The 15617-nt window shown below is 38.6% G+C and carries 14 protein-coding genes; 2 read left to right on the forward strand and 12 right to left on the reverse strand.

Annotation, left to right across the window (positions count from 1 at the left end; all coding sequences use genetic code 11):
- Positions 1-9: 9 nt before the first annotated feature.
- From Q0X77_RS05160 to Q0X77_RS05180, 5 genes are all read right to left on the reverse strand, one after another.
- Complete coding sequence (locus Q0X77_RS05160; RefSeq protein ID WP_297794035.1) at positions 10-717, reverse strand: TIGR04283 family arsenosugar biosynthesis glycosyltransferase; 708 nt, start codon at positions 715-717, stop codon at positions 10-12.
- Positions 701-1405, reverse strand: a complete 705-nt coding sequence (locus tag Q0X77_RS05165) for a DUF547 domain-containing protein (RefSeq protein ID WP_297794040.1) — start codon at positions 1403-1405, stop codon at positions 701-703. The genes Q0X77_RS05160 and Q0X77_RS05165 overlap by 17 nt, the downstream gene beginning before the upstream one ends.
- Positions 1406-1593: 188 nt before the next feature.
- Positions 1594-2409, reverse strand: a complete 816-nt coding sequence (locus Q0X77_RS05170; protein ID WP_297794042.1) for a purine-nucleoside phosphorylase — start codon at positions 2407-2409, stop codon at positions 1594-1596.
- Between the two features lie 4 nt (positions 2410-2413).
- A complete protein-coding gene (locus Q0X77_RS05175) occupies positions 2414-3034 on the reverse strand; it encodes a TIGR04282 family arsenosugar biosynthesis glycosyltransferase (protein WP_297794045.1) in 621 nt (206 codons plus the stop codon).
- 6 nt (positions 3035-3040) lie between these two features.
- The gene (locus Q0X77_RS05180) at positions 3041-3538 is read right to left on the reverse strand and encodes a rhodanese-like domain-containing protein (protein ID WP_297794049.1); all 498 of its coding nucleotides are present in this window, start codon (positions 3536-3538) and stop codon (positions 3041-3043) included.
- 100 nt (positions 3539-3638) lie between these two features.
- Here Q0X77_RS05180 and Q0X77_RS05185 point away from each other — a divergent pair, with 100 nt between their 5' ends.
- A complete protein-coding gene (locus Q0X77_RS05185) occupies positions 3639-5231 on the forward strand; it encodes a glycoside hydrolase family 32 protein (protein WP_297794052.1) in 1593 nt (530 codons plus the stop codon).
- Between the two features lie 4 nt (positions 5232-5235).
- On the opposite strand, the gene uxuA is transcribed toward Q0X77_RS05185, so the two are convergent.
- The 7 genes from uxuA to Q0X77_RS05220 all read right to left on the reverse strand — a co-directional run bounded on the left by uxuA (position 5236) and on the right by Q0X77_RS05220 (position 13542).
- A complete protein-coding gene (gene uxuA, locus Q0X77_RS05190) occupies positions 5236-6396 on the reverse strand; it encodes a mannonate dehydratase (protein WP_297794241.1) in 1161 nt (386 codons plus the stop codon).
- A 5-nt stretch (positions 6397-6401) separates the two neighbouring features.
- A complete protein-coding gene (locus Q0X77_RS05195) occupies positions 6402-7217 on the reverse strand; it encodes an SDR family oxidoreductase (protein ID WP_297794055.1) in 816 nt (271 codons plus the stop codon).
- Positions 7218-7331: 114 nt separating this feature from the next.
- Entirely contained in the window at positions 7332-8618 is a 1287-nt protein-coding gene (locus tag Q0X77_RS05200; RefSeq protein ID WP_297794058.1) for a glucuronate isomerase, read from the reverse strand.
- A 1-nt stretch (position 8619) separates the two neighbouring features.
- Positions 8620-9936, reverse strand: coding sequence for an ADP-ribosylglycohydrolase family protein (locus Q0X77_RS05205; RefSeq protein WP_297794060.1), 1317 nt, complete (start codon positions 9934-9936; stop codon positions 8620-8622).
- Positions 9933-10904 carry a phosphotransferase gene (locus Q0X77_RS05210; RefSeq protein WP_297794063.1) on the reverse strand — a complete coding sequence of 324 codons (972 nt, stop codon included), beginning with the start codon at positions 10902-10904 and terminating at the stop codon, positions 9933-9935. Before Q0X77_RS05210 ends, Q0X77_RS05205 begins: the two co-directional genes overlap by 4 nt.
- Positions 10905-11108: 204 nt before the next feature.
- Entirely contained in the window at positions 11109-12539 is a 1431-nt protein-coding gene (locus tag Q0X77_RS05215; RefSeq protein WP_297794066.1) for an alpha/beta fold hydrolase, read from the reverse strand.
- Between the two features lie 70 nt (positions 12540-12609).
- Positions 12610-13542, reverse strand: coding sequence for an NAD-dependent epimerase/dehydratase family protein (locus Q0X77_RS05220; RefSeq protein ID WP_297794068.1), 933 nt, complete (start codon positions 13540-13542; stop codon positions 12610-12612).
- Between the two features lie 242 nt (positions 13543-13784).
- On the opposite strand from Q0X77_RS05220, the gene Q0X77_RS05225 reads away from it, so the two are divergent.
- Positions 13785-15242, forward strand: a complete 1458-nt coding sequence (locus Q0X77_RS05225; protein ID WP_297794071.1) for a glycosyltransferase — start codon at positions 13785-13787, stop codon at positions 15240-15242.
- The last annotated feature ends 375 nt before the right edge of the window (positions 15243-15617 follow it).

Raw genomic sequence — 15617 nt, forward strand, 5'->3', positions numbered from 1 at the left:
GTTTTTAAATTAGGTTGATATTTTCTTCTTATAGTACTGATACAAATCGTCCGGATCTGCGCCCAGGTATTTCTTAAGATGAATTATACCAAAGTAATATTGTAGTTTAAGCTTCCCTATTTCCTCATATTTCCTGGCTGAAGTTTGAACCTTTTCCGGCAGGATTCTAAAATTAGTAAGTTTATAAAGGCGACCTATAAATTCATTATCTTCATAAACCTTGTAGTCTTCGTTATAACCCCCCGCCTTTCGGAATAATTCCCTGGTAATGAATAGTGATTGATCCCCACCCCGGCATATGCAATGATTTATCCTGCTAAACCAGGAAAAAAATTTTAAAAACCGGCTACTGCTATCAAACTTCATCCTAAAACATCCGGCTTCATCACCTTTCTGAATGGCTGCTATTATCATCTTGTCAAAATTTTTTGGCGGAAAAGTATCTACATGCAGAAAATACAATAGGTCACCAGCAGCATGTTTAGCAGCATAATTCATCTGTTTTGCGCGACCTTTTTCGGAATGGAGCACAACAGCGTCATATTTCAAAGCCGCTGTTACTGTTCCATCAGTACTTCCACCGTCTACTACAAGGACTTCTTTTATGTTGGAAGAATTCCCATTTTCCTGAATATACTCCAGGAGCTTAACTACGTAACTCTCTTCATTGAGAACAGGGATGATAATACTTATAGAAGGGTTATTTCTTGATTTCATTCAAACGCCAGTTGTAATTAAGATAGTCAATCTTGACATCAGGATTTATGTATGATTTTGAATATTGGTTTAAATAAGCGACTAAAGATCCTTCATTATCAAAGTCTTTTTGATACCATTTAAAAATTTTGGACAATTCTATTTTCGTTTCTGAAAAGATATTACGTCTGGTGTCGTTAATAAAATCTTTCGTAACTAAATCCAATTGTTGTTCCAGTTTATCTTCAGTAAAAGCTTGATTTAATAATTTTGGACACGAAAAAGATGCGCAGTTTATTGCAAAATGAATTCTGGGTTCATCCATTTTTCTTAGGATTTTATGTTCGATCTCTCCCAATGAAACTAATTTACCACCCTGTCTGATCCAGGCTTTGGCCCAGGGCCTGTTTATATCTTTGATACTTTCTACCGGATAGTTGTCTAAAATAAGTTTAACCGTCGCCGCATTGTAAAGGTTAATAAAATATGCGAGTTTCTTTTCCCGGGACCAATTTCCATCTATAGAATAATTACCCAATCGTTCCAGGTACCTGTCCAGAGTTTCCAGTTCTTTATTAAAGCCTAAATAATCTACATTACCTTGCTCATCAACATAGGTTTTTAGCAAATTATCCCAATCCTTATGAATTGCCTCAACACTGCTTTGATCTTTGGAAACCGTCACCAATTCTTTGATGTCCTTTTCCAAGAACTTCGGTTGTAAGAGGGACAGTAAAAGAAGCAAGCTTATCCGTAGCATTTGGTATTTTTAACCTTTAGTTGAAATTGGGCATAAAACCTTACAATAAGAATAGAAAAAGGGTTGCTCTTAGTATTAGTTGTTTGAACTAGAACTTTTTATTGGGGTTATAACCCTAAATGTAAAACCTGTTTTATTCATAATTCCTTAATCAATTCCATAAATAAGGTAATCATTTTGGGTTCAGTTTCACCTGCCACTTTAATTATTTCGTCAATATGAACAGGTTTAAGATTGTCCGGGTCACACTCATCCGTCAGCACAGAAACAGCTACTACCGGAAGGCCCAAATGATTGGCTACAATAACTTCTGGCACTGTACTCATGCCAACGGCATCCGCACCGATAGTTTTTAGCATTCTGTATTCTGCTTTTGTTTCCAATTGAGGGCCAATAACTGAAGCATATACACCTTCGTGCAATGTAATACTTTCCCTTTGAGCAATGTCTTTAATTTTTCTCCCCATATCGTGGTCATAAGGTTGGCTCATGTCTACAAAGCGAACTCCAAAATTGGCAACATTTTTAAAGGCCAAAGGCGATCCACCCTGAAGGTTTATATGATCCTCAATTAACATGATATCACCCTTATTGAAGTTGAGGTTAATGGCTCCCGCTGCATTTGAAATGAACAGCTTTTTTATTCCTAATTCTCGCATAACCCTTATGGGATAGGTAACGTCATCAAATTCATAGCCCTCATAAACATGAAAACGACCTAGCATAACGACCACCTTCTTATTCTCGAGGGTGCCATATATTAGCTTTCCGCTATGAAATTCAACCGTAGCTAACGGAAAAAATGGAATGTTATGGTAATGAGCTATTTTGGGAGATTCTATGTAATCCACAAGTTTACCGAGTCCGGTGCCCAAAACAATACCAATTTCAGGGCTTTCAAAGCCTTTACTTTTAAGATAGTCACTGGATTCTCTTAATTGCTTCTTGGTCATAAAATCAGTTTTTTATGAAGCGTTTAAAAATATCAATACCTACTAAATCTTCGTACAAATCTATATCATTTTTGGGTTGCAATAACCTAACATTTTTGGGATCCAAATCCTTTAGTGTTTCTTCTAAAACACAATTTGACCCCCAATTCTTATTAGCAAAGACCTTCTTGTTTAATGTTTTCATGCCCAGAAGGTAGTATCCGCCATCTTCTGCCGGACCTATAACAAAGTCTGAGTCCTCCATTGCTCTAAATGCTTGCTCAATGGTTTCACTTTTTAAATCATACATATCACTTCCTATGATAATGATTTTCTTATAGCCCTTTTGAAACCCGGACTTGAAAGCACTATACATTCGTTCTCCCAAATCATTTCCTTTTTGCAGATGTTTTGAATAATTTTCGTTATCCCATAAATCATTGACTGTTACTTCATCGGAATAATGAACTTCTTTCGAACAGTTTAGGTTTTTGGTAATTTCAGCGGTATGTCTTAGCAAGATTGTATAAATTTCTAAAGCCGCCTGATCTCCAATGGTAGCTGCTAACCTTGTTTTGCACTTTCCTAATTTGGGGTTTCTGGTGAAAATAAGTAGTAGTCGGTCTTTATTTTCTCTCAATATCATGTATAATTAATCCTGATAAACTTTTTCAGCCTTTGTCAGGTATTTTCCCCATAACTTACCATAGGCATGAACTTTTTTTGTTTCTTTTCCCTGAGCGTTGTAAACCGGATATCCCTGATTAGTCCATTCAAAGATACCTCCATATAAATTTCTTGTGTTGAGATAGCCAGCTTCCAATAATTTTTCGCCAATATTCTCTGACCTTACACCGATGGAACAATAGACAATAAAATTCAAATTTTTATCAGAGTAGTTTTTAACCACATTTTCCAATTTGAAATCATCATAACCTATCCAAACAGCATTTTTTAAATGGCTAACTTTAAATTCTTCCAGTTCTCTGGCATCTAAAATAACGTGGTTTGACAAGTTTTGCATGTCAGCAACTGAAATGTACGGAACACTTTCTCTATTGTACCACTTAAGAGCCTGGTCTATACTGGACTGGGCATTTGCAGTCATCACAAGAAAAAGGGAACATAAAAATTTGATAAAATAACGCATCCTAAAAAGATCAAAAAACCGATGGTAAAGATACTCATTTAGGAAAAGATTTATCTTAAATAAATGAGGTTTCAGGGTCCAAAAAATAAAATGTACATTTATGGACAAGCAGCGGTTAAAAATGAAAATCCTTTTTAAATATTTCTTTCCGGTATTTGGATTAATTTTTCTTTGTTCCTGTAAAAACAAAGAAGAAAAGAAAAGTCTGGATATTACCCCTGTAGCTGAAACAACTTTTTTCAAAGAGGCTTACAGGCCTCAGTTTCATTTTACCCCCAAAAAGATGTGGATGAATGATCCCAACGGACTTGTCTATAATAACGGGATATACCACCTTTTCTATCAATACTATCCAGCTGATATTGTTTGGGGACCTATGCACTGGGGTCATGCAACCAGCAAAGATTTGGTATATTGGGAACATAAACCCATTGCTTTATTCCCGGACGAAAATGGCTATATATTTTCAGGAAGTGCTGTTCTGGATCAAAACAATACTTCCGGACTGGGCACACCAGATAATCCACCCTTAGTGGCCATATTTACCTATCACAACGCGAATAAGGAGGAAGAAGGTTCCAATGATTTTCAGACACAAGGAATAGCTTATAGTCTGGACAATGGGGAATCCTGGACGAAGTACCACAGTAATCCCGTTCTGGGAAATGATGAAGGTATTCGTGATTTTAGGGATCCCAAAGTCTTTTGGCATGAACCTGCGAAAAGTTGGATTATGGTCCTGGTTGCAGGAGACCATGCAAAAATTTATAGCTCTACTGACTTAATTTCGTGGTCCTACTTAAGTGAATTTGGTAAGGAGGTGGGAGCTCACGGCGGGGTATGGGAATGTCCTGATCTTTTCCCATTAAAAGTTTCCGATTCAGGAGAGGAAAAATGGATTCTTATTATTAGTGTAAATCCGGGTGCACCTAATGGCGGCAGTGGGACTCAATATTTTATCGGTGAATTTGACGGGACCTCATTTACATCAAATCAGAAGGCGGCAAAATGGTTAGATTGGGGAACGGATAATTATGCAGGGATTACGTATAATCATGAACCAAATGGCCAACGAATATTTATCGGATGGATGAGTAATTGGGACTATGCCGGAAATACACCTACAAAGGAGTGGCGAAGTGCTATGACCGTTCCAAGAAAATTATCACTAATTAAATCTGGTAATTCATATGAATTGACCAATTATCCCCTGGAGGATTTCGGAACCATCTTTAAAACGGGAATAAAAACGGATCTTGAATTGCCTGCAGGTAAATCTGAGTCTATTGCGTTTGATAATTATAATCAATCAGAAATAAGGTTTACTACAACGGATCGAAAATTTGAACTTTCTTTTAAAAATAATTTAAATGAGGAATTGATATTGACAATTGACGGAGATCAGGAATTGTTTTTGTTAGACCGAACTAATTCCGGGAAGATTGATTTCAAAGAAGAGTTTGCGCAAAGCATTCATAAAATGCCCATCACAAACTTGCCCGAAGGTGAAATTGAAGTGTGGATTTTGATGGATTGGTCGTCCATTGAAGTTTTCATTAACACCGGTCAATATGTGATGACTTCACAAGTATTTCCTAATGAAGACTATACAAACCTTGTTTTCAAAAATACTTCTTCCTCTATATTAACTATTAGTGCTTTGGAAATAAATAGGGCAGAATCTATCTGGTAAAACCTCAGGCATTTTCATTTAAGATTCCATGCATTAACCCTCGCAATTCTGCAAGGCCTTTAAGACGTCCTATTCCCGAATATCCGGGATTGGTTTTAACAGTAAGGTCATGTAACAATTGCTGCCCATGATCTGGTCGCATAGGCAGTTGCTTATTTCTACTTTCCTGTAATTGAAGAAGCTCCTTTACGACCCCATACATGGGGACATCCCCTTCGAGGTGGCCAGCTTCATAGAAATTTCCTTCTTTATCTCTTTTCGTGCTTCTAAGATGAACAAAATGAATATGATCTCCATACTCCTTTATGATTTGTACGAGCTTATTATCTTCTCTTACCCCGAGGGAACCGGTACAAAATGTAATCCCATTATTAGGGCTGCTATTTTCCGACAGGATTCGCTTTATGTCGGTTGCGGTACTCATAATTCTTGGCAGACCGAAGATCGGATAAGGAGGATCATCGGGATGTATAGCGAGAAAAACGTTATTTTCTTCTGCTACGGGGATTATTTCATTTAGAAAAAGATGCAGGTTATTTTCTAAAGTAAGGGTGTCAATATTCTGGTAGTTATTTAAGGCATCCTGAAATTCTTCAAGGGAATAACCAATTTCGGCCCCGGGAAGATTATCTAAAATGGTGCTTTTGAGTTTTTCAACTTCTTCGGTAGTCAAGCCCTGATAATAGATTTCGGCCTTTTCGAGTATATGTGCCGGATATGATTTCTTAGCACCCTCTCTCTTTAAAATAAAGCAGTCGAAGGCTGCCAGGGCTCTCATTTCAAAATTAAGTGTTTTTGCCCCATTTGGTAACTCATAGTCCAATTCTGTGCGTATCCAATCTAGAATGGGCATGAAATTGTAGCAGATAATATGTATGCCCTCTGATGCAAGATTTTTGATTGTCAGCTTATAGTTTTCTATAAGTTCCTGAAAATTTCCACTACGCCTCTTAATCAGTTCATGAACGGGAACGCTTTCTGCAACAGACCACCTCAGCCCTGCCTCTTCAATAAGGCGTTTTCTGTTTTTAATAGCGTCTTTAGTCCATACCTCTCCATTTGGTATTTCATGTAAGGCTGTCACAATACCTGTTGCTCCGGCTTGTCTTATATCACTCAAGGTAACCGGATCATTGGGGCCATACCAGCGCATTGTCTGTTCCATTGTCTTCATACCCCGGAATATGCATTAAATCCACCATCCACAGGGATTATGGTCCCCGTAACAAATTTGGAAGCATCACTGCAAAGCCACTGTAAAACACCAAAGAGTTCATCAGGATTACCAAACCTGCCCATCGGTGTATTCGCAATAATTTGCTGCCCGCGTTTAGTTAATTGACCATCTTTGGCGGTTAGTAAAGTGCGGTTTTGTTCGGTTAAAAAGAAGCCGGGTGCAATAGCATTAACTCTTAATTCTGCACTGTGTTTGCTACAAAATTCAATGGCTAGCCATTTTGTTAAGTTGTCGATAGCCGCCTTAGCAGAACCATAGCCCAATACACGGGTTATAGGTCTTTGAGCGGCCATAGAAGAAATATTGATGATACTTCCTTTTAAATCTTTTAGGAATAATGGCAGGAATGTTTTTATTGGAAGGAAAGAACCCAGATAATTTAATTCCATAACCTTTTCCAGCTCGTTTATTTTGGCATCCATAATAGTCTGTTCCGGAGTAATGACTGCTCCGGCCATATTCCCGCCTGCAAGATTAATCAGCACATCAATTTTACCAAAATTTACCTCAAGCTCCGCTTTTGCTTGCTCCAATTCTTGTTGTTTAGTAACATTTGCAACTAAAGGAAATACTTTGTGGCGGGTATCACTAATATCCGCAACCAGTGATTTTACTTTATCTTCATTCCTACCCATTGCAACTACTCTGGCTCCCTGACTGGCAAGATAAACAGTCATAGCCTGCCCCAGGACACCCGTAGCACCACTGATCACTATAATTTTGTCGTCTACAGAAAACAATTCAGACATAATAAAAAGTTAGGTAGATTTTAGTCTTGGATAGTAAAGACATAGATTCTCAGGATCCAATAAATCTATTCAAAGATAACTTAAGATAGTTAAATTCTTGAAGTGCGACCAAATCTAAAAAGGAAAATAAGCCTTTGCATTATGGTAGCAGATGTCTGAGACAATTTTACCCAGCCAATTTTCATCTTCAGGTAATTCCCCGTTTGCAACGTCTTTACCTATAAGATTGCAGAGAACTCTCCTAAAATATTCATGTCTTGGAAATGATAGAAAACTACGAGAATCCGTTAACATACCGATAAAACAACTTAACAGGCCTATATTGGAAAGAGTGTTCAATTGTTTTTCCATCCCATCTTTCTGATCTAAAAACCACCATGCAGATCCAAATTGAACTTTTCCTTTGATACTCCCATCGTTAAAATTACCGACCATTGAGGCAATAATTTCATTGTCAGCCGGGTTTAAATTGTAAATAATGGTTTTGGCAAGCTCATCTGTTTTATCCAGGTAATCCAGGAATTTGCTCAAGGATACTGCTTGTGAGAAATCTCCAATAGAATCAAATCCGGTGTCTGGCCCCAATTGTTGAAGCATCCTTTGATTATTATTTCTTAGGGCACCTAGGTGAAACTGTTGTACCCATCCTTTTTTATGGTAGCATTTTGCCAGAAATTTTAATACCTCAGATTTGAAATAAGCAACTTCATTGAAATTAAGTGTATCCCTATTTATTAAGCGTTTAAAGATTTTTGAGACATCCAGGCCGTCATGGTTGTAGAGAGGGAGATAATCCAGGCCATGATCTGCCAGTCTGCAGCCATTTTTGTGGAAATAATTTATTCTTAGTTCCAATGCTGACAACAGATCGGCATAAGAATTCTGCTTCAGTTTATTGTGGTATTCCAGTGAGTCCAAAGGATCATCGGTTGTACAAACAACTTCAACCTTCATCTGTTCTAAAAGACCCATTGTAGAATGGGAGGGAAGTTGCAATTGTTCAGAACAAGTATCATAAATTTTTTGAGCATTATTCTGATCCAGGAGTTGATCAATATTAAAATAACGCTTTAATTCAAGATGTGTCCAATGGTACAATGGATTCCGAACCGTATATGGAACGGTCTCTCCCCATTTTATAAATTTCACCTGATCCGGGGCATTTCCGGTTATATATTTTTCATCAATTCCAAGAGTCCGCATTGCGCGCCATTTATAATGGTCGCCGTTCAGCCATACCTGAGTAATATTAGCAAACTGAAAATCTTCAGCTATTTTCTTAGGAGATAAATGATTGTGGTAATCAATGATGGGCAGATCTTTGGCATAGTCGTGGTAAAGCCTGCTCGCAAAAGGGCTCTGCAATAAAAAATCTTCATGTATAAAGTTTTTTATAGCCATTTTAATTTGAAGTTACAGTTTCAGGCATCATACTTTCAGCCATTCTGGATGCAAGTGCCTCCAGATCAATTCCCAACTGTTCCTTGTTAACCTGAAGTACTTCGGTCCGCAATTCCGGGGGTAATTTATTAAATCCGTCTTTTGCTCCAAGGATCATTCCTGCTACTGCAGCTACGGTATCATTATCCCGGCCATAATTTACAATAAATTGAAGGCTTTTTTCAAAATCCCCATCCCCAAAGGCCAGTCCGGCTATTAGAATTTGCCAGATTTCACCTGCGTGAAAAGCAATCGCCTTTTCGTCTTCTTCCAATAATTTGTAAACAAAATCCTGCTGTGCCCAATCCGTTTTTGTCCCATTATAGCGATCAGGGATTTTCATTTCTATCGAATCCTTTAACAATATGGAATCTGATACTTTTATTTCTCTGGACATGTACACATATTTTCTGGTGGCGTTTGCGGTATTGTACGAAAGTCGTCCTACTAGCCTGCTATCCTGATAACGCATCGGGTCTATAAAGACAGCTGTGTTAAGGATAGAATCCATATTTGTGGTTCTCATAGCCATTTGTGTCATGGCGGCTACCAGTCCGGAAATATCCTTGGCATATCCAATATCAAAGAGGGAGTGTTTGTAGGCTGTGAGATATGCAATTTCCGGGTTGGGTTCCAATAGGCCAAACATAGGTGTATATAACATGCCTGCACAGGACATTTCACCTCCATAAAACCTATTCTGAGCCTCCAGATATGCTTCTGTGCCTTCCTGGTAGGCAAGTGCCACCCTTGCCCATTCTTTGATCCAATCTACCTTTTCCAATCTGGTATCCAGGGCATCGGGTGAAGCCAGAATTTCTTTATCGCCAAGCTTTGAGGCGATGGATTCATAATAATCAATAATAAATTTTGCAAAATTCTTCGAATTGAGGTTGGGTGAATAGGCTTCAATATACGAGACCATAAAGTACTTCCATCTGGTGTCATCTGTGGTAGCTCCGGCTTTCAGGTTGTGCTCCCAGGTTCCTTCAGGAGATTGTATACGTTCTGCCGGAGTAAGCCCTGTGATATACCCATATTTTTGCTGAATGTCTGACCTGTGCCACATCTCTGTGGATGCACCCATGGCATCGCCAATTGCAGAGCCAACCAATGCGCCCAAAACCTTATCATATAACACATCCCTATTTAAAATAAGCGAATCCCGGGCGTAAGAAGACTTCTTAGGTTCAGGGATATCTATTTCCGCTTTCTGATCCTTGCATGATAAGATTAGCGCGGATACCAAAAAGGCCATAATTAAAAAATAACGTTTCATACCAATATCATTTTTCTGGCAAGTTGTAAAAGATAATCTTTTTCCTCGATAGTTCGTTGCAAAGGTAACTGCGCCAATCCAATTAGGCGTCTTATAATTTCAATACCAGCCACTTGCGAAACAATTCTATTATTTGCCTGCTCTTTGTAGAGTTCTATTACAGTTGATAAACCGTTAGGGTCCATAGTAGCCATTATGAGGTGGGCTGTCATCACTCCCAGGTCAAATTCCCTAAACCCTATGAAGCTAAATTCGGGATCTATAATATAGACCTCATTTTCTAAGTGCATCCAGCTGCCAGGGTAATAATCGCCATGGATCAAAACATCTCCTTCTGAAAGGTACCGGTCACCAAGTACATTCACAACAGCTTTTATTCGCGAATCATTTTTATAAGGAAGCGATAATTCATCCAAACCCTGTTGAACTTCATCCAAATGAAATCCATTTTCCTCCATAAAAGGGAGTACAAAAATATGCTGATGATTTAATTCTCTCAGGGCCTTGTTTTCCGGAAATTTTTGGATATTACTCACCTTATGAATTGCTGCGGAAACATTCACAAGTTTTTCCAGGACAGGGATGGAAATCTTTCGGTCATGGTAACAGAATGTCATATCATCGCACTGTCCGAGATCTTCCATTTGTAAAAGGTAATTATTTTGATCAAAGGCCAATATAGCAGGGATATGCTTTGATATGAAGGCCGCTTGTACTGCCTTGTAGAACTCATACTCCACCTCAATCCTATTAAGAGGGGCTTCTATTTCCTGGTACTTCTGTACGTAAGGACGGGATTGTTTTAAAATAAAAGAACGTTGATTCGTCGTAACACGAAGAACAACGTTCATATTTCCCTCTCCCGGTTTAGTAATTGAAGTAATTTGTTCATCTGTATTTAGCCAGTTTTTCAACTTGAGAAATTCCTGGAGTTCCTCAAGGGGGGTATTGGTATCTATAGAAATCAAGGTGCGCGCAATTTTAGTGCAAGATAGTCTCAAAACAAAAATTTCCTTCCGTTACTATAATTTTTTTATTTACAAATGATCTAATTATCCTGGAACCACCACCACCTACCCCTTTTGCAGGGGTAGAAAATTTGTATTTTTCGGAATTGTACAAACTCACCACAGGACACGTTAGGAAAAAGCCTCATTGTGTTAGTTAGAATTTTATTCCTTATATAAATTTAAACAGGAGGTGTCCAGCTTCCCGCTTGGGTTATTCATAAAATCTATTATAACCTTGTTTTTGCAATCCCTGTTTCCACCGCCATGCCCGCCTTCATCAAGCACCAGTAGTGTGCCATGACTCAGATTTTCTTTAAATAGATATCCGTTTTTTGGAGGGGTAACAGGATCAAATCTATTTACCAAAATTAGTGTTGGTATATCGGAATCCTGAAATTTACGCTGTTCCATAGGTAAATTTTTGTTGTGCCAATTCCTGCCTGCGATATAAAAGGCGTCAAAAAAGCCCAGCTTTACAGGGATTAATGGATACTTCTCATATTCTTTCTTAATTAATTCGGCAGTATTCGCAGGATTAAAATTTTCAAATTTTTCGACAGACAATAACATGCTAAGATTTAGTCCTCCGGTAAGCTCGTATTCAAATTCTAAAACTTCGTTAATTACTTCCCCACCTTCTTCATTAAAGGCTTTTATTAGTTCTGGTGCTTTTTCCCTGGAGTTGCTTTGATATAATAACCTTCTCAATAGATAAATACCGTCCTGGGCATTTATAGTAACGTTTATGGAATCATTCATTGTTACGGAGATTGGCTTCTGCTTCAATCTTGAAATCGAATTAAAGTAATCCTCTTTTAACTTTGGATATTGTTTTTTGCATTCAGGATTGTTTTCACAATAGTCAAAGATTCTTCCTAAGGCAAGAGAATAGCTATCAAGGCGATCAAGGAGAAAATCTCCGCTCAGTGGCGAAGGCGAATCGAGTACAGAAGAATAAATAAATTCCGGGAACATATCCTGGACCAGCCTTGCAATACGTGTGCCATAAGATCCCCCAAACAAATTGTATTTTTCATAACCCAAATGTTTAAAAAGCATTCCTACATCTTTTGCATTTTGTATGGAATTATAATATTCCGGGCTGATGTCTTGTTCCTTACATTGCTTTTTATACTCCAAGATCATGATTTCGGTCAAAGCCAGTTCTTCTATCTCATCAGCATTTTTGGCCATAATATCAAATGCATCAAAAGACATGTCGGGTAAGGCCGAAGAATAGCCAATGCCCCGTTGGTCGAAAAGAATAATATCGCGAGTTTCTCTCATTGGGTGTTCCAATAAGAAGTTCACCATACCCGGATTTAATGAATTTCCCCCGGGACCACCGGAAAAGAATATCATTGGAAATGCACTTGAGGTTGAGTCTTTAGCTTTAATTATTATATAGGAAATCTGAATTTGTTTACCGTCTTTTTGCTCATGGTTTTCAGGCACCAAAATTGCACCAGCATGCACCTCCTGCTTTTCCGGCAACCAATCTAACCCCACAGGATTCACGGATACCGGTCCATTTTGCGCCTTACAGACCAATACAACAAGAAACAGGAACAAATAGAAAAAAGGATTTCTCATAACTGAATTATTTTGAATAAAGATTAAGATAGCTTAAGTTTCTTTCATCCAATTAATAGATATTGACGGTTTACTTCTTATAATCAGAGGCTATAATTTCCCTGATTCCTGTTAAATAGGGGGTGACCTTAAAATCGAAATTATCGGTAAACTTGTCCGAATTAAACACATAATCCCTGTCGTACTGATACATCATTTCATTCATTTCCCTCATAAGGGGATTAAAAAGGCCCAGTATTTTTACGATGAGCTTTGTAGCCGTCTGGATTTTAGGTTTTACACCCATTTCCCTGGCAATCGTTTCTATCCATCCCTTACCGGTATATGGGTTTTTTGCAGTTGGCAAGTGCCACACCTGGTTATAGGCTTTTTCAGTATTGCCGAGGAGTGCAGTTGCCCTCCCGGCATCGGGTGTATAGGTAAAAGAGTGTTTATAATTTAGGGAAGCCATCCAATTTGCCTTTTTACCGGTATTTAGGGGTTTAAAAACCGTTTCGGTCAGCATACTGGTGTTTTTGATACCCGGGCCATAAAAATCTGCTGATCTCGCAATTAGAGCAGTAAGCTTGCCCTCTTTAACTTTAGACAGGATAAAATCTGCTATTTGTGCACGTATTTTACCTTTTTTACTTGGTGGGTTTACAGGAGTCTGCTCATTCATGCCGTTTAAGTAATTTGCATCGTACATATATATATTATCAAAAAATACCAGTTTGCAATCATTAACCATACAGGCATCAATAACATTTTGTGTAAATCGTGGCCAGCATTCTTTCCAGATTTTTAAATTGTAGGGGAAGCCTACTGTAACATAAACTACTGACGAACCTTTCACAGCTTCGTTTACTTCTGCAGCGTTGAGGAGATCTGCCGGTAAAATTTGATCTGTCTCGTTCACTTTCTTCGGATTCCTGCTCACCAACCTTATGTCCTTGGTATAATCCTTTAATGCCTTGGCAAGTTCTACTCCAATGGCTCCGCCTGAACCTAATATTGTTTGCATAATTTCTTTAATTTAATCCCGGGGATTTGTTAGCAATAGTTATGCCTTAAGATACAATTTTTCCTTTAGTAAGGCGAAGGGATACTTAATATCATCTTCTCTTTAAGATATTGTTATCCAAGTTCTTTTCATTCTCTGAAAGTAAGATGTATATTAGTGATTTCAGAACAATGTTCAACAATTTTTTCAATAGGCTCTTGATAATCCAAAAAGAGAAAACCACAAACAAATAAACTAATTTTATGACTCAACCTTCCAGCCACTCAGCTAATGATAGGAATGAAACCAACCATAGCGGGAATTATGTAATTTTTCAATTGGGTTCCTACCCCTGGCAGTCTCCGGCAGAAGCTACTTCGGGATCGGGTATCTTACATGAGGCCCAGCACGAGGTCTTTAATGCCATGGATGGTGTTGCCAGCTATTCCATATATCCTTCCGGATTTGCCCGTCAAAAGAATAAAGATTTAGACAGGAATGATGTTATAATATATGAGATGGACTCCGAGGTACCGGAATATAGTCACCCGCATGGTCATAGATGGTCCGGGGTTAGCGAAGAATATGTAGACAAATTCATCACAGACCACGTAGAACTGGTTTATGACTATATGCTGCAAATTGAAAACACCTTTGAAAAAGGTTCAGAAATCAAACTCTTTATTGCGCATCATGCCTGTATAAATTGTATTGTGGCAAAAAGGGTGATGGAAAGGAGAGCTGCAAACGGATATCCTGTCCCTCCAATTGTTGCATTTTTACATGGTACTTCCATGATAATGATGGTTAACGAATTACGGGAAACTGCTCTGATCAATGGCGAGGGGACAGGTGAAAAATTGTTACCACAGGATAGAAAATGGCCCTCATCATTCCATAAACAGTTGTCTGAAATGAAAATTTTTGACGACTGCAGTAAACCAGGGAATGTTAATTTGGCTTACGCTATTTCTGAGAAGAATATGGAGGTGTTCTCAGAATTGTTCCCCCAGTTCAACAAGGAACGATATATTTTAGCAAATCCTGGCTTCAATAGTTGTTTTGTTCCTCGTCCTAACAAAAAGCTGGGAGATGTTTTAAAAGAAGCCGGACTCAAACACCTCGGTCTGACAGAGGAGAAAACCTACGATCTTAGAACCGATTACAAATACATGATCGTTTTTGTCGGGCAATTTGTTGGCTGGAAACGTATAGATGCTGTCTTGCGTGCAGCAAGAATATGGGAGTCCGAATTTGGAGATGAACTTCTCACCTTGATTGTTGGTAAACAGAAGAAAGATTACAACATTGTGTTACAGAATTTGAACGAAGAACTTGGAAATAAAAACACCTGTTTTGTGGGCCCACTTATGCAACCAGAGTTGGCCAAGTTATTTGCAGCTGCCAATGTTTGTACATTTCCATCTAAAGCCGAACCCTTTGGAATGGTTCTAATTGAAGCCCTTGCCTGTGGCGTTCCTGTTGTTGGGGCTGATTCTGGCGGACCAAAGGATTTTATGACTAATGATGTTGGGTATTTGGTGCCTGAGAATGATGATATAGAAATATTCAGTGAGCACTTGGCAGAAGCTGTTATCAAGGCGATCAGGGAAGATTGGAAATCTAAGATGTCTGAAGAGTGTATAAAGGTAGCCGAACCCTTTTCCAATATGCGAAAGACAAAGAAGCTGCTGGATGATACCAGAAAACTCCTGGGCTAATTGCTGTGAATAACCAAAAGCTATATTTGGTGCGATTCCTTAGAAAATTACATTTTCACGGTTCCTAAAAACAAGAAACCCGCTCCTTTATAGGAGCGGGTTTGGCTCTTTAAGTGGTATCTCCGGGGTTAACATCCCCCGATTGTTATCGGGGTCGTTGTTCCTTTGGAACCTCTCCTGAAAATACAAAACCACCCTGCCTATGGCAGTGATGGATTCATATAATTAATTCTCCAGGGTTAACTTCCCCCGATTGTTATCGGGGTCGTTGTTCCTTAGTGACCTCTCCTGAAAATGCCAAACCTCTCTGCCTTCGGCAGGCGTTTCTTGTCATTAGTCCCTTAGAAAATTACATTTTCACGGTTCCTAAAAACA

The sequence above is a fragment of the uncultured Eudoraea sp. genome (genome assembly GCF_947258925.1).
In the GTDB taxonomy this organism is placed as follows: Bacteria; Bacteroidota; Bacteroidia; order Flavobacteriales; family Flavobacteriaceae; genus Eudoraea.

Bases quoted from the DNA above. Each gene is read 5' to 3' on its own strand.
- Q0X77_RS05160 (WP_297794035.1), bottom strand. From the start codon at position 717: ATGAAATCAAGAAATAACCCTTCTATAAGTATTATCATCCCTGTTCTC.
- Q0X77_RS05170 (WP_297794042.1), bottom strand. From the start codon at position 2,409: ATGACCAAGAAGCAATTAAGAGAATCCAGTGACTATCTTAAAAGTAAA.
- Q0X77_RS05175 (WP_297794045.1), bottom strand. From the start codon at position 3,034: ATGATATTGAGAGAAAATAAAGACCGACTACTACTTATTTTCACCAGA.
- Q0X77_RS05180 (WP_297794049.1), bottom strand. From the start codon at position 3,538: ATGCGTTATTTTATCAAATTTTTATGTTCCCTTTTTCTTGTGATGACT.
- Q0X77_RS05185 (WP_297794052.1), top strand. From the start codon at position 3,639: ATGGACAAGCAGCGGTTAAAAATGAAAATCCTTTTTAAATATTTCTTT.
- uxuA (WP_297794241.1), bottom strand. From the start codon at position 6,396: ATGGAACAGACAATGCGCTGGTATGGCCCCAATGATCCGGTTACCTTG.
- Q0X77_RS05195 (WP_297794055.1), bottom strand. From the start codon at position 7,217: ATGTCTGAATTGTTTTCTGTAGACGACAAAATTATAGTGATCAGTGGT.
- Q0X77_RS05200 (WP_297794058.1), bottom strand. From the start codon at position 8,618: ATGGCTATAAAAAACTTTATACATGAAGATTTTTTATTGCAGAGCCCT.
- Q0X77_RS05205 (WP_297794060.1), bottom strand. From the start codon at position 9,936: ATGAAACGTTATTTTTTAATTATGGCCTTTTTGGTATCCGCGCTAATC.
- Q0X77_RS05215 (WP_297794066.1), bottom strand. From the start codon at position 12,539: ATGAGAAATCCTTTTTTCTATTTGTTCCTGTTTCTTGTTGTATTGGTC.
- Q0X77_RS05220 (WP_297794068.1), bottom strand. From the start codon at position 13,542: ATGCAAACAATATTAGGTTCAGGCGGAGCCATTGGAGTAGAACTTGCC.
- Q0X77_RS05225 (WP_297794071.1), top strand. From the start codon at position 13,785: ATGACTCAACCTTCCAGCCACTCAGCTAATGATAGGAATGAAACCAAC.